This is a genomic window from Psychrobacter sp. 2Y5 (assembly GCF_051847375.1).
Lineage (GTDB): Bacteria > Pseudomonadota > Gammaproteobacteria > Pseudomonadales > Moraxellaceae > Psychrobacter.
In genome coordinates, this window is the sequence record NZ_JBPYDA010000009.1 from 125,549 (window position 1) to 151,375 (window position 25,827).

General features: G+C 43.3%; 22 protein-coding genes and 1 pseudogene. 20 read left to right on the top strand and 3 right to left on the bottom strand.

The features are described 5' to 3' along the window. Nucleotides 1-10: 10 nt before the first annotated feature. From ACS8E3_RS10385 to ACS8E3_RS10410, 6 genes are all read left to right on the top strand, one after another. A complete protein-coding gene (locus ACS8E3_RS10385; protein ID WP_439243985.1) occupies nt 11-559 on the top strand; it encodes a histidine phosphatase family protein in 549 nt (182 codons plus the stop codon). A gap of 173 nt (nt 560-732) precedes the next feature. After that, the gene (locus ACS8E3_RS10390) at nt 733-1,884 is read left to right on the top strand and encodes an acyl-CoA dehydrogenase family protein (protein WP_439243987.1); all 1,152 of its coding nucleotides are present in this window, start codon (nt 733-735) and stop codon (nt 1,882-1,884) included. A gap of 192 nt (nt 1,885-2,076) precedes the next feature. Continuing rightward, nucleotides 2,077-2,598 carry an HdeD family acid-resistance protein gene (locus ACS8E3_RS10395; protein WP_439243989.1) on the top strand — a complete coding sequence of 174 codons (522 nt, stop codon included), beginning with the start codon at nt 2,077-2,079 and terminating at the stop codon, nt 2,596-2,598. 70 nt (nt 2,599-2,668) lie between these two features. After that, nucleotides 2,669-3,073 (top strand): tautomerase family protein, encoded by a 405-nt coding sequence (locus ACS8E3_RS10400; RefSeq protein WP_439243991.1) that lies wholly within the window; start codon nt 2,669-2,671, stop codon nt 3,071-3,073. A 32-nt stretch (nt 3,074-3,105) separates the two neighbouring features. Beyond that, the gene (locus ACS8E3_RS10405; RefSeq protein ID WP_439243993.1) at nt 3,106-3,678 is read left to right on the top strand and encodes a GNAT family N-acetyltransferase; all 573 of its coding nucleotides are present in this window, start codon (nt 3,106-3,108) and stop codon (nt 3,676-3,678) included. Nucleotides 3,679-3,796: 118 nt separating this feature from the next. Then, the gene (locus ACS8E3_RS10410; protein WP_439243995.1) at nt 3,797-4,654 is read left to right on the top strand and encodes a universal stress protein; all 858 of its coding nucleotides are present in this window, start codon (nt 3,797-3,799) and stop codon (nt 4,652-4,654) included. A gap of 65 nt (nt 4,655-4,719) precedes the next feature. Here ACS8E3_RS10410 and ACS8E3_RS10415 read toward each other — a convergent pair whose 3' ends face one another. Beyond that, nucleotides 4,720-5,718 (bottom strand): GlxA family transcriptional regulator, encoded by a 999-nt coding sequence (locus ACS8E3_RS10415; RefSeq protein WP_439243998.1) that lies wholly within the window; start codon nt 5,716-5,718, stop codon nt 4,720-4,722. 157 nt (nt 5,719-5,875) lie between these two features. Here ACS8E3_RS10415 and ACS8E3_RS10420 point away from each other — a divergent pair, with 157 nt between their 5' ends. Genes ACS8E3_RS10420 through ACS8E3_RS10435 form a run of 4 tightly spaced genes read left to right on the top strand, consistent with a single transcriptional unit; the run spans nt 5,876 to nt 10,348 of the window. After that, nucleotides 5,876-7,681: an acyl-CoA dehydrogenase gene (locus tag ACS8E3_RS10420; protein ID WP_439244000.1), complete on the top strand. Its 1,806-nt coding sequence runs from the start codon at nt 5,876-5,878 to the stop codon at nt 7,679-7,681. 46 nt (nt 7,682-7,727) lie between these two features. After that, on the top strand, nt 7,728-8,747 hold the full coding sequence (locus ACS8E3_RS10425; protein ID WP_439244002.1) for an NADP-dependent oxidoreductase: 1,020 nt from the start codon (nt 7,728-7,730) through the stop codon (nt 8,745-8,747). Between the two features lie 3 nt (nt 8,748-8,750). Further along, nucleotides 8,751-9,554, top strand: coding sequence for an SDR family NAD(P)-dependent oxidoreductase (locus ACS8E3_RS10430; protein ID WP_439244003.1), 804 nt, complete (start codon nt 8,751-8,753; stop codon nt 9,552-9,554). 32 nt (nt 9,555-9,586) lie between these two features. Then, the gene (locus ACS8E3_RS10435) at nt 9,587-10,348 is read left to right on the top strand and encodes an SDR family oxidoreductase (RefSeq protein ID WP_439244004.1); all 762 of its coding nucleotides are present in this window, start codon (nt 9,587-9,589) and stop codon (nt 10,346-10,348) included. Nucleotides 10,349-10,472: 124 nt separating this feature from the next. Here the strand turns inward: ACS8E3_RS10435 and ACS8E3_RS10440 are convergent, their stop codons facing one another. Next, nucleotides 10,473-11,669, bottom strand: coding sequence for an amino acid aminotransferase (locus ACS8E3_RS10440; RefSeq protein ID WP_439244006.1), 1,197 nt, complete (start codon nt 11,667-11,669; stop codon nt 10,473-10,475). Nucleotides 11,670-11,926: 257 nt separating this feature from the next. Here ACS8E3_RS10440 and ACS8E3_RS10445 point away from each other — a divergent pair, with 257 nt between their 5' ends. Beyond that, nucleotides 11,927-12,640 carry a DarT1-associated NADAR antitoxin family protein gene (locus ACS8E3_RS10445; RefSeq protein ID WP_439244007.1) on the top strand — a complete coding sequence of 238 codons (714 nt, stop codon included), beginning with the start codon at nt 11,927-11,929 and terminating at the stop codon, nt 12,638-12,640. A gap of 180 nt (nt 12,641-12,820) precedes the next feature. Continuing rightward, the gene (gene rluF / locus ACS8E3_RS10450) at nt 12,821-13,801 is read left to right on the top strand and encodes a 23S rRNA pseudouridine(2604) synthase RluF (RefSeq protein ID WP_439244009.1); all 981 of its coding nucleotides are present in this window, start codon (nt 12,821-12,823) and stop codon (nt 13,799-13,801) included. Nucleotides 13,802-13,982: 181 nt separating this feature from the next. On the opposite strand, the gene ACS8E3_RS10455 is transcribed toward rluF, so the two are convergent. Then, entirely contained in the window at nt 13,983-14,510 is a 528-nt protein-coding gene (locus ACS8E3_RS10455) for a peroxiredoxin (protein ID WP_439244011.1), read from the bottom strand. Nucleotides 14,511-14,907: 397 nt separating this feature from the next. Here ACS8E3_RS10455 and ACS8E3_RS10460 point away from each other — a divergent pair. The 8 genes and pseudogenes from ACS8E3_RS10460 to ACS8E3_RS10495 form a co-directional block, all read left to right on the top strand. After that, nucleotides 14,908-16,201, top strand: a pseudogene (locus ACS8E3_RS10460) (IS3 family transposase). Between the two features lie 401 nt (nt 16,202-16,602). Beyond that, on the top strand, nt 16,603-17,550 hold the full coding sequence (locus tag ACS8E3_RS10465; protein ID WP_439244012.1) for a LysR substrate-binding domain-containing protein: 948 nt from the start codon (nt 16,603-16,605) through the stop codon (nt 17,548-17,550). Nucleotides 17,551-17,745: 195 nt separating this feature from the next. Then, the gene (locus ACS8E3_RS10470) at nt 17,746-19,017 is read left to right on the top strand and encodes a 2-aminoadipate transaminase (RefSeq protein ID WP_439244013.1); all 1,272 of its coding nucleotides are present in this window, start codon (nt 17,746-17,748) and stop codon (nt 19,015-19,017) included. A 104-nt stretch (nt 19,018-19,121) separates the two neighbouring features. Beyond that, nucleotides 19,122-20,537, top strand: a complete 1,416-nt coding sequence (gene hglS, locus ACS8E3_RS10475) for a 2-oxoadipate dioxygenase/decarboxylase HglS (RefSeq protein WP_439244015.1) — start codon at nt 19,122-19,124, stop codon at nt 20,535-20,537. Between the two features lie 159 nt (nt 20,538-20,696). Continuing rightward, nucleotides 20,697-22,187, top strand: coding sequence for an L-piperidine-6-carboxylate dehydrogenase (gene amaB, locus ACS8E3_RS10480; RefSeq protein WP_439244017.1), 1,491 nt, complete (start codon nt 20,697-20,699; stop codon nt 22,185-22,187). 405 nt (nt 22,188-22,592) lie between these two features. Next, nucleotides 22,593-24,062 carry a Na+/H+ antiporter NhaC gene (gene nhaC / locus ACS8E3_RS10485; RefSeq protein ID WP_439244019.1) on the top strand — a complete coding sequence of 490 codons (1,470 nt, stop codon included), beginning with the start codon at nt 22,593-22,595 and terminating at the stop codon, nt 24,060-24,062. Between the two features lie 17 nt (nt 24,063-24,079). Then, a complete protein-coding gene (gene amaA, locus ACS8E3_RS10490) occupies nt 24,080-25,366 on the top strand; it encodes an L-pipecolate oxidase (RefSeq protein ID WP_439244021.1) in 1,287 nt (428 codons plus the stop codon). Between the two features lie 117 nt (nt 25,367-25,483). After that, a partial coding sequence (locus tag ACS8E3_RS10495; protein WP_439244033.1) for an FAD-binding oxidoreductase occupies nt 25,484-25,827 on the top strand: 344 nt, incomplete at its 3' end.

Sequence of the window (25,827 nt, forward strand, 5' to 3'; positions counted from 1 at the left end):
ATTTCTTCTAATGAAGCTCTATATCTGGCGTCATCCTAAACCTATTGCAGCGAGTGGCATTTGTCTGGGGCAGGCCGATATGGCGGTTGATCCGCGCAAACTTAAACGTCTGGCTAATCAGATTCAGCGTTTCGCCCGTAAACATAAGCTTGCTAAAGTCATTTGGGTCAGTCCGCTTCAGCGTTCGCTAAAAGTAGGCGAGATTTTGGCACAGCGAGGCTTTAAGATACAGCAGTCCGATAAACTATCTGAGCTGAATTTCGGCACTTGGGAGAGTCAAGCTTGGCCGCAAATTGGCAAAGCAAAGATTGACGACTGGTGTGAAAATTTTGCTGATTACAACTTTGAGACAGGCGAAAGCTTAATGCAGTTATTTGTTCGAGTAGAGGAGTGGTTGCAGTTACAAGCGAATCAAGAAGAAGTTGTCTTAGCTATTGGTCACGCAGGCTGGATTAATGCAGCCAAAATGCTAGCCGACCACCAGCCTATACCTAAGCTGGCAAGCGACTGGCCATCGCCTGCGGCATATAATGAGCTTAACGTTTTAGAGTTTTATTGAACTTAATGTGACCTTAAGGTTGTATAGATCGTTATTGCTTAACCAAGCTATTTTTGCAACTATATTTGTCTGCTTTATTTTTAGCTAAAGAAGTTATTTGTAGTAAAGAGCGGATGACAAGTTTAATGATCTCTCTTTTTAACCGTTAACAAACCATTATCAAGGATGATTTTATGACTATTGCTACCTTCAAACCCAGTTGGATGAATGAAGAAATCGACATGCTTTATGAGAGCGCCTATAAGCTCTTTAGAAATTGGGAGCAGCATGACGAAAAATGGCGTGACGATGGTATGCTCGATCGCGAGGCTTGGTTAGAGGCCGGCGAGATGGGGTTTTTGTGCGCCTCAATGCCAGAGGAGTATGGCGGCGCTGGTGGCGATTTCCGTCATGAAGCGGCGCTTATTTATGCGCAGTCTGAGGCCAATCAGGCAGGCTTTGGCGGCTTTTTGCACTCTGGTATAGTTGCGCCTTATATTTTGCATCACGGTACAGAAGAACAAAAGCAAAAGTGGCTACCTAAGATGGCAAGCGGCGAGATGATTGGTGCCATCGCCATGACCGAGCCGGGCACTGGCTCAGATCTGCAAAACATCAAAACCTATGCAGTAAAAGACGGCGATGATTATGTTATAAATGGTTCTAAAACCTTTATTACTAATGGTCAATTGGGTAATTTGATTATTGTCGCTTGTAAGACCGATAGAGAGCAAGGCGCAAAAGGTGTCTCGTTAATCGTGGTCGAAACCGATAATGCGCCGGGGTTTGAGCGCGGTAAAAAACTCAAAAAACTTGGCATGGCGTCACAGGATACCTCAGAGCTGTTTTTTAATAATATGCGCGTGCCGCAAGCTAATCTTTTGGGTACAGCCGAGGGTATGGGCTTTATGCAACTGATGCAAGAGCTGCCACAAGAGCGACTGATTGTCGCCTTAGCTGGTGTGGGCGCGATGAAGCTAGCGCTAGATTTGACCATTGACTACACCAAAGAGCGAACCGCTTTTGGTAAGTCGGTTTGGAGCTTCCAAAATACTCGCTTTAAACTTGCTGAATGTAACACGCATTATATCGCCTCAAGCGCTTTATGCGATGCTGCAATCGAAGCGCTGCTGAAAAAAGAGCTTACGGTTCAGCATGCCGCTTTAATCAAATATTGGGTCACTGAAAAGCAATGTATCGTCATGGATGAGTGCGTGCAGCTATTTGGCGGCTATGGCTATATGATGGAATATCCTATCGCACGCCTTTATGCTGATGCTCGCGTGCAGAAAATCTACGGCGGTACTAATGAGATTATGAAAGAGCTGGCTTCGCGCTTTATGTAGATTTTTTAGGAGTCTTCTTATTAAAAACCACTTTGTATTTATTGGCAAACAGTTAGCAGAGTTAGGCGCTTAAAACAATATTAACACCTGACTAGTAACAGGACTGCTTAAAGCTATTACTACTAAGGTACAGGCTAATTTATTTTCTAGCGTATAATTTCCTGCTTATTGAGTATTAAGTAAAGGTGTTTTATGAGTCGTAAGCTATGGTTAGTAGTGGGTATCATCAGTATTCTTGGTGGTATATTTGCTTTATTTAATCCCTTAAGTGCAAGCTTTGCGGCAGAGCAGTTAGCGGGCTTTATTTTTCTTTTGGTCGGTGTTCTGCAGTTTATAGCGTTATTTCGTGCTCATAGTACGGCTGGCAAGCTACTAGCAGCTATCGGCGGTGTGCTTGGGATTTTGATTGGTATTGAGCTATTACAAAACCCACTGCAAGGTATTTTGACTTTAACGATGGTTATCGCTATTTTATTTATGGCGACCGGTATCGTTAGAGTCGTTGTTGCTTTTGGGCTACGAGGAAGCGCTGCTTTTATACCAGTACTACTCTCAGGCCTAATCTCCATAGCTTTAGCGGTCCTAATATTTAGTGGCTATCCACAATCATCCACTTATATTCTCGGGGTGTTATTGGCGGTTGAGCTGATCTCTAACGGCATATCTCTACTGATGTATTCACGCGTGCAGCCATTATCTATTGGTAATAGATAACTCTTGCTAACTAATAGAAACATCAAAGACTTCATTAAATGGAGTCTTTTTTGGTTTCTGAGAGCGAATTTTGCTACACTCAAAAATTATGATCGTCATCTACGGTATTAAAGAAAATCTCAACCCTATCAAGGCGCAGCTCTCGGAGGTCATCCACAGTTGTATGCAGTCGGTATTAGGACTACCAGAGGGCAAAAAAGTACAGCGGTTTATTCCTTTGAATGCGGAGGATTTTTATTATCCTAGCGATAGGTCAGCGGCTTATACGGTTATAGAAATTAATATGATGGCAGGGCGGACGATGGCGACGCAAAAAACGTTAATTAAAACCTTATTTCAACAAATTGACGCTAAGATTGGTATTAAACCTATAGATATCGAAATTACTATCAAAGAGCAGCCAGCACATTGTTGGGGCTTTCGCGGAATAACTGGCGATGAGGCGGGTGATTTGAGTTATAGGATTAACGTTTGATGCTTTTTTACATTCTAAAGGCTATTTAAATCATGACAATACGTATGGCTATCTCTAAATTAGAAACCCAACGTCTAACGCTCAGACAATGGCAACCAGCCGATTATTCAATATTTGCGCAAATGAATGCTGATACTGAGGTCATGCGTTACTTTCCGAAAACCTTGACTGCAAAGACTAGCGATATCATTGCTCATAAATGTCAGCAGCTCATTGAAGATAACGGTTGGGGCTTTTGGGCGGTCAGTCTTAAAGAGGATACGAATGATAATTTCATAGGTATGGTGGGTCTAAATCAAGTGCATCAAGATATGCCGTTTGCCCCTAATATTGAGATTGCATGGCGCTTGCATAAAGACTATTGGCGTAACGGCTACGCGCTGGAGGCAGCACAGGCCGCGCTAAAATATGCTTTTAATGTTTTAGCACTTGAGGAAGTAGTCGCCTTTACCGCCGTAAGCAATCAGCCGTCACAGCGCCTGATGCAGCGCTTAGGTATGACTAATACTAATCAGGTCTTTGACCATCCTATGTTAAATTCCGATCACCCGCTTGCAGCGCACGTACTCTATAAAATGAGCCAAAAAGACTGGCAACAGCCATAGAGTAGTCGATAAAAATTTGCAATAAATTTTATAAAAACTGTCAACGCAGGTCAATAATCTGCTATAAATATGAGTACCGATACTACAATATTGCGTCTAGCGCATTTAAGGATGAATTATGGCGACTCAACATATTTTAGCTTGTATCGATGGCTCTACTGTCACCGAGTCCATTTGTGGTTACGCGGCATGGTATGCTAATCGGCTGAGCTTACCGGTTGCCTTATTGAATACGATTGACGTGCCTGCCTCAGTCAGGCGTGATCTCTCAGGAACCATTGGCGTTGATAGTCGTCAGATTCTATTACAAGAGTTATCGGAAATAGATGAACGCCGAGCCAAGGTTGCTAATAATTATAGCGACGCATTAGTACAGGATGCAAAAAGCTATATCAATAGCCACTTCGATGTCGCCGTTGACATCTATCAGCGTCATAGCAAGTTATTGCCTGCTATCGAGCATTTCAGCGATATGAACCGTGCTATCGTCATGGGACGCCGCGGTGAAGATCACAAAAACAGCCGCATCAATATCGGTAGCCAAATCGAAACCGTCGCGCGCGCATCGAACGTACCCATTCTGATTTGCTCAGAGCCGTTTCAAGAGCCAATTAATTATATGATTGCTTTTGATGCTAGTAAAACCGCTATCAAAGTCATCAAGCGTATTGCGAAGAGCGAAGTGTTAAAAAAGCTACAAGGCCATTTAGTGATGGTGGGTAATCATGATAACACTTCAAAAAATAGCCTATCCGCGGCAGCTGCAGAGTTACTAAATGCAGGCTATAGTATTGACTGTCATCACTTACCGCAAGGGGATGCGGTCAATGGCCTACTTAATTTTCAACTGGAAAATCATATCGATATTATGGTGATTGGCGCTTACGGTCATTCTAAATGGCAGCAGATGTTCCTAGGTAGTACGACGACTGAGATTTTAGCGAGCACGGTCTCGCCGGTGATTTTAGTGCGTTAATCTTTCGGCAAATTATAATGAATAAAGTTTTAGAATTGAGTTTTGACGCTTTAAAGTACCAGTCTTTAAATCGCTAGCCGCGAAAATTTATCACGATATTCCTTTGGGGTCAGCTCGGTCGCTCGCTTAAAAAGCCGAGTAAAAGAGGATAGATCGCTATAGCCAACCTGATAGGCAAGCGACTTGATAGTGACCGCTTGCGACTCCAGTAGTCTTTTAGCCTGCTCAATCCGCACCGCTTGAATATATTCAATAGGGCGCATATCGATACTGGTTTGAAAGCGTCTATTTAGCGTACGCGGTGTCACATTGACAATAGTAGCCAAATCACTGACTTGCAGCGGTTGATCGAAGTTGTTTTCGATATATTCTTGTACTTGCTTGACTAGTGCATCGCCGTGCGGCTTATGTAGGGTGACATTGGTATAGCTGTTTTGACTGCCTCTCTTGCTATCGATAATCTGGGTCTTTGCCACTTGCGTTGAGACTTCACGTCCGCAGTAACGCTCAATGAGCAGTAGCGCTAAATCATAAAAAGCGCTGCCACCTGCGGCGCAAAATATATTCCCTGATTGGGTGACGAACTGATTGTCTTGTAAGTCAACTAAGGGATAATCACTTTTAAATTTATCGGCATAGCCCCAATGGGTAGTCGCGGTTTTACCATTAAGCAATCCTGCCTCAGCCAGAAAAAAAGCGCCGCTACAGTTACTTGCGATATCGGCCTCGGTTGCTGACAGGCGCTGTAAATGCGGTAGCAGCTTTGCGTTTTGTTTAAGCACCTTATCTATCGAGTCGCCGATGGTTGGGATGAGCAGTAAATCACACTCGCGTACGGTGTTGATGTCGCAATGCGCTTGAATGACCAGCCGATTACTGGCAGTGATATCGACGCCGCCAAGGCTCGCAATTTGCACCTTGAACTTTGGCTTTACTTCTAAATTCAAAAAACGCTGCCAACTAACTCCTGTAAAGGAAAATAAGTCCAGCGCTCCTGAAAGCACGCTACCGAGCACGCCATCAAATCCGAGGATAATCACTTCATAGGGCTTTGTTCGCGGCATTGGTTACTCTCCTTAATGACTATTACTTTTCATGCACTCTTTATATCAGTGTCGTTTTTCACCTTAATTATGTCATAAATGACAATACGGTAAAGCTAAAATTTAGCTTATGATTACTCTAATGCTAATTTATGAGCTTTAATAACAAGGGAATATTATGGCGGCCGATACTTTGATTAACGAATATGAATTACCTTTCCAACTCTACAATGTCTTAGATGTTGAGCGTTTAACCGAGCATACTAAGTTTTCTGAGCACAACCGCGAAACCTTTGATGCGGTATTAGAGACCGCTGATAAGATAGCGACAGATTTGTTTTTACCGCATAACCACTTAGCGGATAAGGACGAGCCGCAATTCGATGGTAAAACCGTCAGCATGATTGACGATGTCAAAGTCGCCTTTGATGCTTTTCGAGACTCTGGCTTTATCGCGGGTCGCTATAGCTTTGAAGATGGCGGTATGCAGCTACCTGAGACGGTAATGACCGCGGTGGCTGGTTATTTTATGGCGGCCAATCCCTCAACTACGGCCTATCCTTTTTTGACGACAGCAGCGATTAATGTCATCTCTCATTTCGCGAGCGAGGAAGTCAAAGACGCCTTTATGCCGCGTATGCTGACAGGTGAATTCACCGGCACGATGGCTTTGACCGAACCGCACGCTGGCTCATCACTTGCGGATATCAAAACGACTGCGACCGAGCAAGAAGACGGCTCTTATCGCATTAAAGGTAGCAAAATCTACATCTCAGGCGGCGATCATGAACTGTCTGATAACATTATACATTTAGTACTTGCCAAAATTCCGGGCGGCCCTGGCGGCGTTAAAGGTATCTCGCTATTTGTGGTACCTAAGTATCGTTTGCTTGAAGATGGTTCAATAGGCGAGCGCAACGATGTGCATTTAACAGGACTACTGCATAAGCTTGGTTATCGCGGTACCACTTCTACGGCGCTGAGCTTCGGTGATAAAGGCGAGTGTTACGGCTACTTAATCGGCGAGCCGCATTTCGGCCTGCGTTATATGTTTAAGATGATGAACGAGGCGCGTATCGGTGTGGGCTTTGGCGCGGCGATGATCGGTTATCGCGGCTATCAGTATTCCTTAGATTATGCCAAAGATAGAACCCAAGGCCGTATCGCCCCGAATAATAAGCCTGAGCATGCCGCTACTGCTATTATCAACCATGGCGACGTTAAGCGTATGCTGCTTGCGCAAAAAGCTTATAGCGAGGGTGGTATGGCATTGTGTTTATACGGCTCAAACCTAATCGATCGTATCAATACTAGCGATGATGAGACGCTTAAGAATGAGCTATCAGAATTGCTAGATTTATTGACTCCCGTGATCAAAGCTTGGCCGTCAGAGTATGGCCCCAAAGCTAATGATTTAGGTATTCAAGTGTTAGGCGGCGCGGGATATACGCGCGAGTATCATGCTGAGCAGTTTTGGCGTGACAACCGTCTTAATCCTATTCACGAAGGCACGAATGGCGTACAGGCATTAGATTTGTCATTTCGCAAAATTTGGCAAAATAAAGGCTTAGGAATGCAAATTCTTAAGCGCGAAATCACTAATGATTTGCAAAGTATTACTACACCTGAGTCCGCAAAGCTTGCGGGTAAGCTGATGCCTTATACAGAACATTTACATGAAGTACTTGTGCATTTGAGTAAGATACTACCGACTGAAAAAGCGCTGACTTTGACCGGCAATGCGCAAGCCTTGATGAATATCTTTGCCTCAATCGTGGTCAGCTGGATGTGGATTCGCCAAGCCAGTAAAGCCGAGCAGCTGCTGGCTCAAGAACAAGCGCGCGATAAGCAAAACTTCTACCATGGCAAAATTCAAGCGGCGAAGTACTTTATCGATTGGGAATTACCCACCATTCAACGTGATATTCAATTATTGAACAACGACAACTCAGTCTGTACCGATATGGAAGCAGAGTGGTTTTAGACTCGCTGAATAACTTTTACACAAAACTAATTTAAAGGAATAACCGATGATAGCTGACAATAAACAGCCCAATAAGCAGTGGCGACTCAAACAGCGACCTACAGGTCAGCCTAGCCGCGATACTTGGGACTATACCGAGACCGAAGTCCCCAGTATTAGCGATGGCGAGCTGTTGATCAGAATCGATTACATCTCTATCGATCCTGCGATGCGTGGCTGGTTAAACGATGCCAAATCCTACATCGAACCGGTGCAAGTGGGCGATGTTATGCGCGCTGGTACCGTCGGTGAAGTCATCGAAAGTAACAACGACAAATTTGCAGTAGGCGACTTCGTTTCTGGTCATAATGGCGTGCAATCCTATGCGGTCAGTGATGGCAAAGGTCTGCATAAAGTCGACCCTAATCTAGCGCCGCTGCCTTATTATCTTGGTGTATTAGGCATGCCAGGGATGACAGGTTATTTTGGTCTGCTCAAGACTGGCGAGCCCAAATCTGGCGAGACCGTTGTAGTCTCAGGAGCGGCGGGTGCGGTCGGTGGTCTAGTCGGGCAAATCGCCAAAATCAAAGGCTGCCGCGTTGTCGGTATCGCAGGTGGTCCTGAGAAATGTCAGTTCTTAGTTGACGAATTAGGTTTCGATGCAGCAGTAGACTACAAAAATGAAAACGTCAAAAAAGCGCTTAAGCAAGCTTGTCCAGACGGTGTAGACGTTTACTTTGATAATGTCGGCGGCGAGATTTTAGATGATGTCTTAACTCAGATAAATGTCCATGCGCGTATTGTGATTTGCGGCGCCATTAGTCAGTATAACAATACAACGGCGGTCAAAGGCCCTGCTAATTATCTATCATTACTAGTCAATCGCGCGCGGATGGAAGGCATCGTCGTGTTTGATAATATCAAAGAGTATCCGGTAGCGATGAAAGATATCGCCGGCTGGATTCAGGCAGGGGATATCACGGTAAAAGATCATATTGTCAAAGGTATTGAGACTTTCCCAGAGACTCTAATGATGCTATTTAAAGGTGAAAACTTCGGCAAACTTATCCTACAAGTAAAGGAATAACTGATGACGACAAACGGACTTGCAGCAAACACCCTAAGTAATTTACCCGCCTCCAATGTTGAGGGCAAACGTATTCTTATCACCGGCGGCGCCTCTGGTATTGGCGCGGCTAGTGCTAAGTTGTTAGCCAGTCGCGGCGCTAAAGTCGTGATCGGCGATATGAATGAAGAGCTTGGTGATAGTGTCTATAAAGAAGCGCTAGAGGCCAATCATAGCATTACCTTTAGACGAGTCGATGTCACCGATGGTGATGACGTTCGTGAGCTATTTAAGTTCGCTATGAGCGAGCTTGGAGGACTTGATGTGGTCATTAATAATGCTGGTATTGACCATGCGCCAAAACCTATGCATGAGCTGACTGATGAGGATTTTGATCGCAATATCGCGGTGAATCTCAAGGGCGTTTGGCACTGTATGCGAGCAGCGGTTGCTTGCTTAGCGCCTAATGGCGGCGGTCATGTGATCAATGTGGCTTCTATTGCAGGCTTGCGTTCAGCACCATTATTATCCGCTTATAGTGCTGCTAAACATGGAGTGATGGGTTTGACTAAATCAGCGGCTCACGAGTATGCCCGCGTTAATATTCGCTTCAATGCGGTTTGCCCAAGCTTTATCGACACGCCGATGGTCCAAAACACGATGGCAAAAATGGATGAACGCGCTCAGCAAGCGACCATTAAAGCCAGTCCGTTACGCCGTCTCGGTAAAGTGGAAGAAGTATCAGGCGCTATCGCTTGGCTTGCCAGCGATGAGAGCAGCTTTATGAATGGTCACGCCTTTACCCTTGATGGTGGTATGTTGGCTTAGGTGTATAAAATTTATAACTATAAGGAAAACTTATGAAAGATTTATTTGATTTAACAGGCAAGATTGCTTTAGTCACTGGTGCTAGTCGCGGGATTGGCGAATCTATTGCACGCTTGCTGGCGTCACGCGGAGCCCATGTTATCGTGTCAAGTCGTAAGATTGATGCTTGCCAAGCGGTAGCCGATAGCATCGTAGAGAACGGCGACAAAGCCAGCGCTTATGCCTGTCACGTCGGTGAGATGGATCAGATCGACGCTATCTTTGCGCATATTAAAAGCGAATTTGGTCAAATCGATATCTTAGTCAATAACGCGGCGGCCAACCCTTATTACGGTCATATCTTGGATACTGATTTGGGCGCTTTTGAGAAGACGGTCGATGTGAATATCCGCGGTTACTTCTTTATGTCTATTGCTGCCGGTAAGATGATGAAAGAGCAGGGCGGCGGCGTTATTTTGAATACCGCTTCAGTCAACGGCATAGTCGCTGGCGACAAGCAAGGGATTTACTCCATTACCAAGGCAGCTGTCATTAGTATGACAAAATCCTTTGCTAAAGAATGTGGCCCGCTCAATATTCGTGTCAATGCCTTATTGCCAGGCCTAACTGATACTAAGTTTGCCTCAGCACTGACGTCAAACGATAAAGTATTGAACATGGCGCTACATGCGATTCCGCTAGGGCGCGTCGCCGATCCTGATGAGATGGCAGGTACGGTACTATATCTAGTGTCAGACGCTTCAAGCTATACCACTGGCGCTTGTGTGCTTGTCGATGGTGGTATGCTTGCTTAACTTTATGTCTTTTATAACTTAAAGTGTTGAATGCATAAATTATCAAAGAAAAGGACAGAATAATCCATATTCTGTCCTTCTTCTAGTGCTAACGGTGCGTCTAAGCACAAGCGCCTTCAACCTTTTAATTCTGCAACACTGATGCCATAGCTTCACCGACATACTCTACATTATTGACGTTGAGACCCGCCATACACATCCGCGAGTTGGACACTAGATAGACACCAAACTCGCTTTGTAGGCGCCCAATCTGCTCAGGTGTGAGACCAGTAAAGCTAAACATGCCTTTTTGCCGAGTCAAATAGTCAAAATCATGCTCAGGCAGCTTAGCTTCCAATACTGACTTGAGCTTTAAGCGCATCGTTTGGATACGATCGCGCATCCCATAAACCTCGCTTACCCACTGCTGCTGCAGAGCGTCATCATTCATCACGATATCGACCACATGACCACCGTGAGAGGGCGGACTCGTGTAGATACGGCGCACGGTATAATTGAGCTGTCCGAACACGCGCTCCGCCTCATCGCTAGTTGGACAGACCACAGAGAGACCGCCAACGCGCTCGCCATATAGCGATAAATTTTTAGAAAACGAATTACTGACGAATACGGGTAGACCCATTTCAACTGCTTTGCGTATAGCATAAGCGTCTTGCTCCATATCTTCGCCAAAGCCTTGATAAGCAATATCCATAAAGGGAATAAGCTTGCGCTGCTTCATAACCGTCAGCAGTTGATCCCATTGCTCAATAGTCAGATCCATACCTGTTGGGTTATGACAACAAGGGTGCAAGAGTACCACGTCATACAGGTTTAACTGATCAATAAAATCGAGCATTTCTTCGAACTTAAGGCTACTAGTGGCGTTATCATAATAAGGGTAGCTGCCGACTTCGATATCACAACCGGCAAAAATAGCAATATGATTACTCCAAGTTGGGTCACTGACATAGCATTTAGAGTTTGGAAAGAACTGATGGATAAATTCTGCCCCTACTTTTAAAGCGCCAGATCCCCCAAGGGTGGCGATAGTAGCCACGCGCTTCTCTGCCAAAACTTGAGAGTCTTGACCAAATAATAAGTTCTGACAAGCGACACGATGCCCAAGTAAGCCTGCCATAGGTAGGTAAGGGCGAGGGGTAATAGGGTCGGCAATCATGTGCTCAGCAGTCTTGACGCATTCAAGCACCGGTAGCTTGCCTGCCTCATCGTAATAAATGCCAATACCTAAATTTACTTTATGCGGATTACTATCAGCGACGAACTTATCCATAAGACCTAAGATAGGATCGCCAGCGTAATAGTCGATATGTGCAAACATAATACTTTCTCTTAGCAATAAACCATCAAAAAGCATAAGCCAGAAACGCCGTTAACTCAATAAGGAATTTGGCTTACGATAGTTTCAGTAACTGTCATTAAATATATTTGGGAGAGAGTATCAGTCTGACGATAACAATAATAGACCCTACTTAATAGCGATGCTGAAGATTATGTGACACACAAGTCGTTATCAAAGCCTAATCATTGCAAACTCTTGCTATAATGCCTATCGAAATCGAATAAAGACTATAAACTATGCCACAAAATCAAAACGCTGTAGAACAAAGACCGGTATTTATGCCCAGAGTCAATAGTGACAACTTGGTCAAAACGGATATGGTTCGTTTTGAACGGCATGTGGGATTTGCTAGCAGACAAAAGAAAAAATCTATCAACGATCTGCATCAAGTCATTCGCAAAAAATATGGCTTTAATAACGTCTTGGAGATGTCGAGTAAATCTGGTAATAAGCTCAGTTTTTTACTTAGTCCACTCAGTTTACAGCTCACTGATGAGCATAGTGGCGGTCAGTATAGTGTCGAGAATATCTTTCAGGCGAGTAAAGTTTTTGAGCGCGGCGGTCCTTTTACTGACCTACTCGATACGCCACCAAGACAAGCCAAAAAAGATGAGCGCTTGCACAGCTCAGGTCATCTTATTGGCTACAATGATTTCGGTATGGAATGGAATTTAGAGCCGTTGACTATGTTTTATGACTGGCTATACGTCAATGCTCTCAAGCAAAATACACAGCTACATAGCGATGTGATGCAGTATCAAGCGGTTACCGATATTACCTTTAATCCTAAAAAATCTATTCACAGCTCCGCTTATGCGCTAGCATTATTTGTGGCGCTAAATAAACGAGACCTACTCGATAACATAGAAGACCCGATAGCGTTTTATGATCTATGTGATGGCTTTAGAGTGAGTAATACAGAGCAACTGTTAGAAGAGGGATGGTTTTAGTCTCATTGATACGACTTTGCATACGCTTGTGCCTGCTCATCTCTTTTAAAACCGGTACTAAACTTCCTATATAATGGGACTCATCTCATTTGTGAATATTTAACATATCCTATTGCAAATCCATTCAATTTAAGCTTTTTTTAGTAAGAAAGGGCTTTTAATTAGCTAAAACGGTGCTTTATGTTTAACAATTCGACTCGGTTAAATAAATACATCAGAGAAAGTGGCATCTGCTCTCGGCGCGACGCTGACCGCTTTATCGAACAAGGAAACGTTTACGTCAATGGTAAGCGTGCTCAAGTTGGCGATCAAGTGGTTGCTGGAGATACGGTAAAGGTTAACGGACAGCTCATTGAGCCGCAAGACGCTGATGATTTCGTATTTATTGTACTCAATAAGCCAGTCGGTATTGTCAGCACTACGGAAAAATCTGAGAAAAACAACATTGTCGATTTTGTGAGACATAGCGTGCGTATTTTTCCGATTGGCCGTTTGGATAAAGACTCTCAAGGTTTGATTTTTTTGACCAGCAACGGTGATTTGGTCAATAAGGTGTTACGTGCTGGCAATAACCATGAAAAAGAGTATCTAGTGACGGTGAATAAACCGATAACCGAAAGTTTTATTGAGGGTATGGCAGGCGGTGTGCCTATTTTGGGGCAGATGACAAAAAAATGTCCAGTGACTAAAGTGGCGCCCACTGTATTTAATATTACCTTAGTGCAAGGTCTAAACCGTCAAATTCGCCGTATGTGTGAGCATTTTGGCTATGAAGTTGTCAAGCTTGAGCGTACGCGGATTATGAATGTCAACCTCAAGGGTCTTGCCACTGGAGACTGGCGAGACTTGACCCAAAAAGAGATGTCCGTTTTGCTTAAGTCGATAGAAGACTCTTCTTCGCAAGATAGTAACGCCTCCAAGAAATCTACTAATACTCGACGAAAAAAATCTGGTAACAACCCCTCATCAAAGTCAAAAGCGTCAAGATCTCAGGGTGCAAAAAGTAGTAATAAATACTCGAAGGATAGCGCTAAAAATCCAGCGGGTTCTAAAGTGGGGCGTCCTTCTGGACGTGGTAAAAGCTCTGGCGGCAAGGGCAAACCTGCGGCAAATGGCAAGCGTCCTGCAAAGGGACGAGGGTCTAGGCGCTCCTCTAAATGAGAAAGGGTTGTATATTGTTCAGACCATTTAAGACGAAATAATTTAAGAAAACGCATAAAAATACCCCATAAGTTGTATCCAACTTATGGGGGTCAGTTCACACTCGTATATGAGCAGTGAGGCTTTTTAAGTATTTGAACATCTATCAAAATATAATGATAGTGGTTAAGCGTCAAAGTAGTTAAGCATTACTCTTCAAATACTCTAGCATAGTGTCTGCATCTGATACTTCAAATGGGTCTATTGGGCAGTTGTCGCCAAAATTAGGTTCCTTAAACACCTTTTTGACTGCTTTATTGTCGACATACATCGAATAACGCCATGAGCGCATACCAAAGCCAAGATTGCTCTTATCAACCAGCATGCCCATTTTACGCGTGAACTCACCATTACCGTCAGGGAGCAAGAATACGTGTTCACGGTTTTGCTTGAGGCCCCATTGATACATGACAAAGGCATCATTGACAGAAACGCAAACGATCTCATCTACGCCTAGCGCCTTAAACTCATCATACAGCTCTTCATAACGGGGCAGATGGCTGGTCGAACACGTCGGCGTAAAAGCGCCCGGTAGTGAGAACACCACCACTTTTTTATTGGCAAACAACTCATCTGTGGTTAGGTCATACCATGTGAATGGGTTGTCTCCGCCGATAGATTCATCACGAACACGAGTTTTGAAAGTCACATCAGGGACATGGGTAATCATTATTTACTCCGATTTAGGTTATTGTCTTTTTGTTTTAGAATGCTGCGTTGATATGATAATGGTTATAGCCGTTCATAAGCAAATTTTTAAGGGTATATGATGTAAGATACTACTCTTTAAAGGATCATTACCAGGCGCCTGATATCGACATCAGAGATGGTAGAGACCTGCAAATAGTTTCTAGTTATCTAATGCCTAATCAGATCCATTATGCCACTACACATTGTCTCTATAGTTGCTTAAAACCATTGTAGTAGGTAACACACTGCTAGGAGATATAGATGAGTGAGTGTTTTTTTAATTTCACTTTATAATCTATAATCTGATAGTGTTGAGCTATGCTGAAGAAACCGTACACCTAAACTTGGTAAACTAAGCGTCTTAACCGGAGTTTACCATAACCAAGAAAGTAAGAACTTACAGTGACGAATTTAAAGCTGAAGCCGTCAAGAAGATAGCGGATAACAGTGGCAATATTTCAGCTACTGAAAAACAGCTCGGTATAGCCATGTAATCCTTATCTAACTGGCAAAATAAAGCGAATCAAGGCAAGCTTAAAGGGTCTGAGCAATACGATCCTGAGCTCGTAGCAGTACTAGAAGAGAATAAACGCCTTAAACGGCAACTCAAAGTTGCCGGGGAGGAACGAGAAATTCTAAATGAGGAGGGATAAAGCGAAGCACTGCTTCGCCCCGACGAAAGGGGAGAGCTATGCTCGAGTGAGGCGACAGTGTACTTCGCGAAAAGCAGTTAGTGAAGTATGTCTTTATCAAAGACAACCAGTAGATATTTAGCATTACCACTATGTGCCGTGTATTAAGCGTTAAGCCCTCAAGCTACTACGACTGGCTGAGTTGTGACATCAGCGAACAGCACAGGTATACCGCAATCAGTGCGAGCTACTAGTTAAAGCCGCTCATAGTGAAAGTAAAGAGCGTTATGGTGTTGAGCGACTACATGTAAAGCTGATCGAGCAAGGCTATGATATCAGTCGATACATGGTCAGAAGCATCAAAGAAGAGCATGGCATCAAATGTCGTCGCCACAAGCGCTTTAAGGTCACCACTGACTCTAATCATAATAAGCTCATCTATGACAATGTGTTGGATCAGCAGTTTGACGTCAACCGCCCTAACGAAGCATGGGTCAGTGATATTATCTATATCTGGACAACCGAGGGCTGTCTGTACTTAGCAGGCGTTAAAGACTTATACACCAAAGAGCTGGTCGGCTATGCCATCAACAAACGTATGACCGCAGATATGGTCTTCCGTGCCCTTAATATGGCGATCAAGAACAAACAACCTGATAAAGGGCTAATCGTTCACTCTGACAGAGGTAGCCAGTATTGTAGCCATGCCTACCACAAGATCATCAAGCAGCATCAGCTCTTAGGGTCTATGAGTGTTAAGGGCAACCACTACGGGCATAGCCCTCCGCCTTGCACTCGGGTAAGTGTCTCCCAGACACTTACTTTTCCTCGCTCATTTGACAATGCGCCAATAGAGAGCTTCTGGGGCGTATTGAAGAATGAGCTAGTATATCACCAAAACTATAAAACAAGGCTTGAAGCGATCAGCGATATTATTGGCTATATTGAGTTATATTATAATCAGATTAGGATTCAAAAGAGCTTAGGATATAAATCGCCAAGACAGGTGTGGTTTGATTATTATCGTCAGGCTGCGTAATCAAAATCTCCCAAGTTTATGTTTACGGGATTGACAGCAGAGGTCAGCTAGAAATTACAAAGGAGTTTAAATCTGACTATCGTCAATTATCAAAGAACATCACTAATAATGACTATTACAGCGGATATTCATTGTCTGTGGTTAATCCAAAAGAGAATGAGATAATTAACTCTACTAGTAACGAAGCGACCCGTGCATCGTCATCATTGATGAAGTATGTGATGCATCTTCTGCTAATAGTGGATGTGAGTTTTAAGCTTTGAGCTAGATAAAAAACAGTGTATTAGCGCGGAGTATTTAGTCGGTCATTACCTTTTTTAGTCAAAGTCGCTATTTGCTGAGTAGGATTATTAATGAGACTGGTAAACATTATTTATATGACATAATAGAATGAATAATTTATGAAAAATGAAATGAAAACCCCACTTGCTTTTAGAAGATACCCTTCAACAACTGCTTTGCAATGTTTTGAGACGGCTGCTAGGCACTTAAGCTTTACTAATGCTGCGCAAGAAATGCATATGACACAAAGCGCAATTAGTAAGCAAGTAGCTCAGCTAGAGGAGATGTTAAACCTTTCACTTTTTTATCGTACACCGCATCGAATATCGTTAACACCAGCAGGTAAGACTTATTATCTTGAAGTGTTAGACATTCTCAAACATATCGAAGCGGCAACTACTAGCCTGATGTCAAACAGTGACAACTCAGAAATACTCAAAATTGTCTCACACCCTACCTTCTGCTCGCGTTGGTTGATGCCTGCATTAAGTGGATTTAGCCAAGCGCATCCGTTGATTAACCTGAATATAAAAGAGCTAGCTGGGCCGTTTTTTTCTGAAGATCAAAATGTCGATGTTGCTTTTTTATATGGTGACGGAATATGGGCAGGCATGGAATCTATCAAGTTGTTTGACGAATATAGTGTGGCTGTCTGTCACCCTGAGTATTTAACAGACAAATCACCATGCACACATAATTTAGATAACTGCACCTTGTTACAACTCAGCTCACGTCCTAGCGCTTGGTATGAATATTTTAGGCAGCAAGATATCAGCATTGATGGTACCTTTGTGGGTCCACGCTTTGATACTTTTCATACCACTATATCGGCGGCATTACTTGGATATGGTATCGCCTTAGTACCATTACGTTTAGTAGCCCCAGAACTGCGATCAGGCGCACTGGTGACAGCATGGAGCTATGCTGCAAATGGTAGGGGCGCGTATTATATGTCTTATCCCTTATCCTTGGGCAATTCACATAAAGTGAAGGTTATTTTGGAATGGGTCTCAGCTTATCTCGAAAAGTCAAACGAGCATAAAAAAGACTTAGATTTTATATTGTGATATAAGCTAAATTTTGACTTTTTGTCTATCAAGAACTTTAGAAAATACAGCTAATAGACACCTAAACAAGCCGGCTATATGCCGGTTTTTTGTGGCAATGAATTAAAGGAATGGCGTCACAACTATTATTCGTTTGCTGATGAGATAGAGTTTTGCTGAAATGAATGTCTAATTCAAGGAAGGTAAGAGATGCTCATGGAACAGCTATACAATGTCACTGATGCTTTTACGATGGTGCATCCGCTGACTTTAGTCAAAGGTAAAAACGCAAAAGTTTGGGACGATAAAGGTCGCTGCTACATTGATTTTGTCGGCGGTATCGGTGTCTTAAACTTTGGCCATTGCCATCCTCATATTGTCAGTGCGATTATTACGCAAGCACAATCACTCATTCATTATGCTTACAATGCAGCGGCGCATATGCCGTACCAAACCTTTATGCCCAGATTGTGCGAGCTTATTCCTATCAAAGGTGAGCTTTCAGGCATGCTAACCAATTGCGGTGCAGAAGCTACCGAAAATGCCATAAAAATCACTCGCCTGAAGACAGGTCGCACTGGCGTTATTGCTTTTGATGGCGGCTTTCATGGCCGTACGCTTGCAGCGGTTAATCTAAACGGTAAGGTCGCTCCGTATAAGCGAGGGTTAGGTCCTTTATCGGGTGGCGTTTACCATATTCCTTTCCCAAGCTCCGATAATGATATTAGTGATCAACAAGCTATCGATGCCTTGGATCGATTATTTTCTGTAGAGACAGATGTTGACAACATCGGTGCCATTATTGTGGAGCCAGTACAAGGCGAGGGTGGTTTTCAGTTAATGTCAGCCACATTTGCCAAATATCTGCGCGCCTTTTGTGATGACAATGGAATCTTACTCATTATGGATGAGATTCAGTCCGGGTACGGCCGCACTGGTACACCTTTTGCCTTTATACATTTAGGGATTGAGCCTGACATGATATTACTGGGTAAAAGCATTGCTGGAGGCTTGCCATTGGGTGCGGTGATAGGCAAAGCTAGTGTAATCAACGGTCTACCAAAAGGGAGCTTGGGTGGTACTTATTCAGGTAATCCAGTGGCCTGTGCTGCTGCGAATGCGACTATAGATATCATGCAAGAAGATGAGGTATGGCAATCTGCTAATCATTATGCAAAGACTATCGAAGACACAGTAGGTCAGTGGCAGCAACAAGGCATCTCCCCGTGGTTGCATGGACTCACTGGAGTGGGTGCTATGCGCGGTATAGAGCTACGTCATCCTGCTTATGGCACGCATCCAAGCGTTATGTCTTATGTACTAAAACAAGCTAGAGAGCGGGGATTACTACTGATGCCAAGTGGAAAGCATCGGCATATTATTCGCCTATTACCACCGCTGACGATTGAACCTGACACCTTAACCTCTGGACTCGATATTTTGAAAGAAGTACTCGCTGCTATCCCTAATGAAGCACCGAAGTCATAGTCTTCAATACGGCCTGATTATTATTACCATCGTATACGAGTACATTATATATTCAACTAAAAACGCTCTATCAAGCAAGCTTTACCCAACAAGGATACTTATCTGTGAAAAATATATTTATAAGCAGTGATGATATTCGCCATGATTTCTCTATAGCGATGTCAGAGATGTACCAAAAAGAAGTGCCATTATATGGTGACCTTATCGATTTAGTAACTGATGTCAATACAGAAGTGCTAAGCAAGCAGCCTGAGATTAGAGGGCAGCTTGAACATACCGGAGAGATTGAACGGCTTAATCTGGAGCGCCATGGAGCAATCAGATTAGGTACCGCTGCTGAGCTTAGCATGATGCGTAGACTTTTTGCAGTGATGGGCATGCATCCTGTTGGCTATTATGATTTGGCACCCGCTGGTGTGCCTGTGCACTCTACTGCTTTTAGAGCAATTGATAGCCAGTCATTAAGTAAGAGCCCCTTTCGCGTGTTTACCTCTCTCTTGCGTTTAGATTTGATTGGTGATGAAGCCCTAACGCAAGAAGCAATAGCAGCCTTGGATAACCGCAGTATCTTTACTGATAATGTGGTCAGCCTGATTGAACGCTTTGAGGAGCAGGGGGGTCTAACGGCTGATGACGCAAAGCAGTTCGTCAAAGAAGCGCTAGAAACCTTTCGCTGGCATGATAAGACTCCAGTCTCAAAAGCGCTATATCAACGACTATTATCGCAGCATGGACTAATTGCCGATGTCGTTGGTTTTAAAGGGCCTCATATCAATCATCTGACCCCTAGAACCTTAGATATAGATGCGGTGCAGGCAGGTATGCAGGCAAAAGGCATTCCGCCAAAAGCTATCATAGAGGGGCCACCAAGACGAGATTGTCCTATTTTATTAAGACAAACCAGCTTTAAAGCACTAGAAGAAGCGGTTAGTTTTGAGAACTCAGCAGGCGGCTATGATACCGGTCATCACACCGCGCGCTTTGGTGAGATTGAACAGCGCGGTGTGGCTTTAACCCCTAAAGGCAGAGAGTTGTATGACAAATTACTTAGTCAAGCTCGTAGTCAGCTAGGTGCAACTCCGAATGCTGAAAACGCCGCTGAGTATTATCAAATGCTAGAAAAATCATTTAAAGCTTTTCCTGATGATTATCAAACGCTGCATGATGAAAGACTTGCTTATTTTTATTATCAAGCGGTATCTGATACCTCAGATACGAGTCGTACTGACTCTAATTTGGACGCAGATTCTATATCAAATAACGCCATTATAGAGCTGATCGAACAAGGCGCTATTCGTCTTGAGCCTATCGTCTATGAGGATTTTTTGCCAGTAAGTGCTGCAGGGATTTTTCAGTCCAATCTTCATGATGACAAACAAAGCAGTTATGAGGGTAACTCAAACCAGCAAGAGTTTGAGGGCGCATTGGGGGCAGGTGTACATAATGAGCTTGAGCTATATCAAACGATGCAAGCCCAAAGTCTTGAAGAGTGTCTGAGTGCATTAAATAGCCATGCTTAGTGTGGCAATAGATGGAAGTATCCTATTGATAAGAGAGTTATTTAAGCATCATTCCAAAAAGGAATGCTAGTAGGAGATTAATTATTTTGCAACTTAGTTTGCTGCAAGGTAACTTAATAAGTCTTCCAAGGAAGTAAAATCAATATAAAAGGATTAGTTATGATTAAGCAGTATATGTCCGCTATGGGTGTCAAAGAAGAACAATACCAAAATGGCGACTTTGAGGTTAACAGCCCTATAGATGGTTCTGTTATTGGTAAGATTACCCTAGACAGTGTTAGTGATGTCGATACCAAGATTGCTAACGCTAAAAAAGCCTTTAAAGAGTGGCGTGTGGTTCCTGCTCCAAGACGTGGTGAGCTCGTTCGCCTGTTGGGTGAGGTGCTGCGTGAGCATAAAGAAGACTTAGGAATGCTAGTGTCCTTTGAGGCGGGCAAGATTAAAGAAGAAGGCCTAGGCGAAGTACAAGAAATGATTGATATCTGCGACTTCGCAGTTGGGGTTTCACGTCAGCTCTATGGTCTAACGATTGCATCAGAGCGTCCAGGTCATCATATGCGTGAGACATGGCATCCTCTTGGTGTGATTGGCGTTGTCTCCGCCTTTAACTTCCCAGTTGCGGTTTGGTCTTGGAATACAGCACTCGCTATCGTTTGTGGTAACCCTGTAATTTGGAAGCCATCAGAAAAATCCCCTTTAGTCGCTTTAGCCTGTCAGGCAATGTTTGAAAAAGCCTTAGCCAAATTTGGTGATGCGCCAGATCATCTCTCACAAGTATTATTAGGTAAGACAGATGTTGGTAACGCCTTAGTTGAAAGCAAAGATGTTGCTTTAGTTAGTGCAACGGGTAGTACCCGTATGGGTAAAGAAGTAGGACCAAAAGTTGCAAATCGTTTTGGTAAGTGCTTGCTTGAGCTTGGTGGTAACAATGCCATGATCTTGGCGCCAAGTGCAGATTTGGATCTTGCGTTACGTGGAATTTTATTCTCAGCGGTTGGTACAGCAGGTCAGCGTTGTACGACATTACGCCGTGTATTCATGCATGAATCTGTTAAAGACGAGATTTTGCCACGAATTAAATCCGCTTATGAAACCGTCACTATTGGTCATCCGTTAGAAGGCAATCTGGTAGGTCCGCTTATTGATGAAGATAGCTTCAATAGTATGCAACAGACCTTAAAGAAGGCAAGAGAAGCAGGTGGTAAAGTCACCGGCGGCGAGCGGGTACTCGAAGATAAATATCCTAATGCGTACTATGTGACGCCGGCTATTGTAGAGTTTGATGAGCAAAATGATGTTGCTAGAAGTGAGACTTTTGCACCCATTTTATATGTTATGACTTACAAAGAATTTGATGACGCGATTGAGATGCAAAACGATGTGCCTCAAGGCTTATCATCATGCGTATTTACCAATGATCTGCGTGAGGCTGAAACCTTTTTGAGTGATCGCGGCAGTGATTGTGGTATCGCTAACGTCAACATTGGTACCAGTGGCGCTGAAATTGGTGGAGCGTTTGGTGGTGAAAAAGAAACTGGCGGTGGTCGTGAGTCAGGATCTGATGCTTGGAAAGTCTATATGCGCCGTCAGACTAATACTATTAATTACTCAAAAGAGTTGCCACTGGCTCAAGGTATCAGTTTTGGTTAACTCAAACTTTAATTGTTGATGAGTAAAGGATACTTTCATTCGGTTAAGCGCACTTAAAATGCGCTTAACTGTCCTTGGCTTGAACTGTTCACTATCTAAGCGTTTTTGCAATCTAATTGCGGAACGTAAATTAGGTTGTAAAAATAGCGGATAGCCATCTGAAGTAGTATTAATTTTCAACTTTCATTTTTAAATTTCATTCCTTTCTCAAAGTCTATTTTTTCTAATGCCATAGTGTGCTTTTAACAAAGTAATTGGATATTGTCTTGATTGATTTTTAAGGTAGTCCATTTGGAGAACTGATTTCGTTTGTCAGGTTCTTTTTAACTGTTCGATGATTAACACTATGCTATGAAAATATACCAATGGATTTGGTTGTAACTACTAAGGATAGGTAGATATATTATGATTGCAGATAAACAAAAAAAGCCACATGACCCTGATATCGATGGTTATGACCCTTCTTCTAGCTTCCTGCTAGATATTGCTCCGCTTGTATTAACAGCCATTATTCTAATGGTGCAATTCTTTGTCTTTAAAGATTTTACTCCGCATATTCCGCTAGCTTGTGGCATCTTAATCACTGGTTTATTTATGAAGATGCGTGGCCGCAGTTGGGATGGTATGGAAGAGCGTTTCTTGAAGGTCATTAAAATCGGTCTGCCAGCCATGATCATCTTGATGGGTGTCGGGATGCTCATCGGTGCTTGGATTATTGCAGGTACCGTGCCAACGATTTTATATTATGGTTTTAGTGTCTTTTCTCCTTCTTCATTTTTAGTCTCTGTTTGTATTATTTGTGCCATCATTTCTGTTGCAACGGGCACCTCGTGGGGCACGGTTGGCACGGTCGGTTTGGCTATGATGGGTATTGGTCTAGGATTAGGCATTCCACCATCATTAACGGGTGGAGCTATCGTCTCTGGAGCTTTCTTTGGAGATAAAATGTCTCCTTTGTCTGACACTACTAACTTGACTCCAGCCGCTGCCGGTATTGAACTTTGGGATCATATCCGCGGTATGTTGCCTACCACTGTACCGGCCATGGTTACGGCTTTGATTATCTACGCTTGGCTTGGTATGAGCTACGGTGCAGAAAATGTTGATTTATCCTCTATTAAAGAAATCCAAACCTCTCTAGCAGCTAATTACGATTTGAGTATTCTTACTTTATTACCTGCTGTTGTCGTAATCATTGCAGCCGTTATGAAAATGCCAGCTATACCAACCGTACTATCAGGCGTCGTAGTAGCAGGTTTGATCGCTTTTACGATGCAAGGCGTAGGGGTTAGTGACATATTTAATGTTCTACAAAATGGTTTTGTTAGTGAAACTGGTTTTGCTGTCGTCGATCAACTGTTGTCTAAAGGCGGCGTTATGTCAATGACCTGGGTTGTGACCTTGACCATCTTTGCCTTAGCTTTTATTGGCTCAATCGAGCATTACGGTACATTGAAGGCCATTATGGCTAAAATTAATAAGATGATTAAATCGAGAGTGGGGTTAGTCTCAACAACTTATGCCAGTACGCTCGGGGTCGGTACACTTATTGGTGACGTCTATACCACTTGTGTTTTACCAGGACGTTTATTGCAAGATAAGTACAAAGAAATGGGCTATAAGCGTACGACCTTGACTCGCTCTATCGAAGATGCTGGTACGCTTTTGTCGCCACTTATTCCTTGGAATATGGGCGGTAGCTTTGTCGCTGCGACTTTAGGTATTGCGACTTTAACTTACGCCCCATTTGCCTTTGCCTGCTGGCTATCTCCACTATTTGGCTTGTTATGGGTCGTCTTGAATAAGTTTATCCCTCGCGAAGAGCCTACTGCTATCAATAATGAGCGCATGATCTCTACTGTACAACAATTATAATATATAAGGAGTATGAGATGTTGCAAGAGCAATGTTTGTGGAGCCTCACTGCTCCTAAGATCGATCGCTACAATAAACTTACAAGTGATATGCAAACTAGTGTTTGTATTATTGGTGGTGGCTATACAGGGTTATCAGCGGCAATACATTTAGCTGAAAAAGGTGTAAAGGTTATCCTCCTTGAGAGCCAAGCTATTGGTAGTGGAGGCTCAGGGAAAAGCGTAGGACTAGTCAATGCAGGAACTTGGGCACGACCTGATGATCTAAATTTGGTGTTAGGGGATGTCGAAGGTGAGCGTTTAACAAAGGCGTTAGGACAAGCGCCAAGTTTAGTGTTTGATTTAATCAGGCGTTATGATATCGATGCGCAAGCGACTCAGGCCGGTAACCTTCATATGGCCCATAACGCTAAAGGAGAAGCTGACGTTGACATTAGGTATGAACAATTACAGCGACGTGGGGTAAATGTTGAAGTGTTAACAGGCAGTCGCTGTCATGAATATTGCGGCACTACTAGTATTAATAAAGCGCTATTAGATCACCGTACTGGTACATTGAATCCTTTAGCTTATGTAAATGGTCTAGCTAAAGTAGCAACTAATCTGGGAGTGAGTATTTATGAGCAGTCTGCTGTTGATAGTTTAGAGAAATCCGATGGGCAATGGTATGTAAGAACACCTGAGGCTAATGTAAAAGCAGAGCGTGTCATTATCGCTACCAATGCCTACACTAAAGGGGAATGGACTGAAGTTACTAAGACTTTCTACACGGTATCTTACTATCAAATTGCCTCCGAGCCTTTAACTGGCGAGCTCGCAGATCGAATCTTACCTCATAAAAATGGTGCTTGGGATACTCGTTTGGCCTTGTCCAGTTTTCGCCGTGATCATGATGACCGGCTGTTACTTGGTACAGTAGGCGGCAGTGCTTGTAAGCCTAAATCTTTTTATCAAGCATGGGCAAATTGCGTGCAAAAAAGCTATTACCCTTATTTGCCTAAGTTTAACTGGCAGTATGAGTGGTATGGTAATTTTGGCTTTACTCAAGACCATATCTTTCGGGTACTGGAGCCAGATGAAGGTATTTTAACAGCTACTGCCTATAATGGGCGTGGTATTACCACTGGAACACTAATGGGTAAATGCTTTGCTGATTATATTCTTACTGGAGATAGAAACAGTATTCCGCTACCTTTTAGAACCTTAGAAGAATCAAAAGTTGCTCTACCAGGTATAAAATCTGGATTTACCGAGTTGGGACTTACTTTGTATCATACAGGACAGTGCTTGAAAATCATTAGGTAGAATAACATCAATATGAAAACTACCTATTCAATATTTTATAATTGGGTAGTTTTTTCTATTCGTTAATCATAGTAGGAAATATGTCTAGTGAAAAAACTTTTAAAACCATCTCAAGCCATCATTGAGGTCCTTATACAATCGCTACAAGAAAATTATGGTTATGATTCTAGCCAAATCAAAACCGATAGCGAGAGCCTAGAGCACTGGGGCAAAGACTGGACCAAACATTTTGCGCCGGCCGCCTCTGCTATTGTTTTTCCAAAATCGACCGAGCAAGTGCAAGCTATCGTATTATTAGCCAACGAGCATAACGTGGTCTTGACCCCAAGCGGTGGTCGTACTGGTCTATCGGCAGGCGCAGTGGCTGCTAACGGCGAGATAGTAGTCAGCATGGATAAGATGAATCAGATTGGCACATTTTATCCCGCTGATCGCCTAGTAGAGATCGAAGCCGGTGTGGT

Bases quoted from the DNA above. Each gene is read 5' to 3' on its own strand.
- rluF (WP_439244009.1), top strand. From the start codon at position 12,821: ATGTTTAACAATTCGACTCGGTTAAATAAATACATCAGAGAAAGTGGC.
- ACS8E3_RS10395 (WP_439243989.1), top strand. From the start codon at position 2,077: ATGAGTCGTAAGCTATGGTTAGTAGTGGGTATCATCAGTATTCTTGGT.
- ACS8E3_RS10430 (WP_439244003.1), top strand. From the start codon at position 8,751: ATGACGACAAACGGACTTGCAGCAAACACCCTAAGTAATTTACCCGCC.
- ACS8E3_RS10410 (WP_439243995.1), top strand. From the start codon at position 3,797: ATGGCGACTCAACATATTTTAGCTTGTATCGATGGCTCTACTGTCACC.
- amaB (WP_439244017.1), top strand. From the start codon at position 20,697: ATGATTAAGCAGTATATGTCCGCTATGGGTGTCAAAGAAGAACAATAC.
- ACS8E3_RS10470 (WP_439244013.1), top strand. From the start codon at position 17,746: ATGGAACAGCTATACAATGTCACTGATGCTTTTACGATGGTGCATCCG.
- ACS8E3_RS10420 (WP_439244000.1), top strand. From the start codon at position 5,876: ATGGCGGCCGATACTTTGATTAACGAATATGAATTACCTTTCCAACTC.
- ACS8E3_RS10455 (WP_439244011.1), bottom strand. From the start codon at position 14,510: ATGATTACCCATGTCCCTGATGTGACTTTCAAAACTCGTGTTCGTGAT.
- ACS8E3_RS10415 (WP_439243998.1), bottom strand. From the start codon at position 5,718: ATGCCGCGAACAAAGCCCTATGAAGTGATTATCCTCGGATTTGATGGC.
- ACS8E3_RS10405 (WP_439243993.1), top strand. From the start codon at position 3,106: ATGACAATACGTATGGCTATCTCTAAATTAGAAACCCAACGTCTAACG.
- ACS8E3_RS10465 (WP_439244012.1), top strand. From the start codon at position 16,603: ATGAAAAATGAAATGAAAACCCCACTTGCTTTTAGAAGATACCCTTCA.
- ACS8E3_RS10440 (WP_439244006.1), bottom strand. From the start codon at position 11,669: ATGTTTGCACATATCGACTATTACGCTGGCGATCCTATCTTAGGTCTT.
- ACS8E3_RS10435 (WP_439244004.1), top strand. From the start codon at position 9,587: ATGAAAGATTTATTTGATTTAACAGGCAAGATTGCTTTAGTCACTGGT.
- ACS8E3_RS10385 (WP_439243985.1), top strand. From the start codon at position 11: ATGAAGCTCTATATCTGGCGTCATCCTAAACCTATTGCAGCGAGTGGC.
- amaA (WP_439244021.1), top strand. From the start codon at position 24,080: ATGTTGCAAGAGCAATGTTTGTGGAGCCTCACTGCTCCTAAGATCGAT.
- ACS8E3_RS10445 (WP_439244007.1), top strand. From the start codon at position 11,927: ATGCCACAAAATCAAAACGCTGTAGAACAAAGACCGGTATTTATGCCC.
- ACS8E3_RS10390 (WP_439243987.1), top strand. From the start codon at position 733: ATGACTATTGCTACCTTCAAACCCAGTTGGATGAATGAAGAAATCGAC.
- ACS8E3_RS10425 (WP_439244002.1), top strand. From the start codon at position 7,728: ATGATAGCTGACAATAAACAGCCCAATAAGCAGTGGCGACTCAAACAG.
- nhaC (WP_439244019.1), top strand. From the start codon at position 22,593: ATGATTGCAGATAAACAAAAAAAGCCACATGACCCTGATATCGATGGT.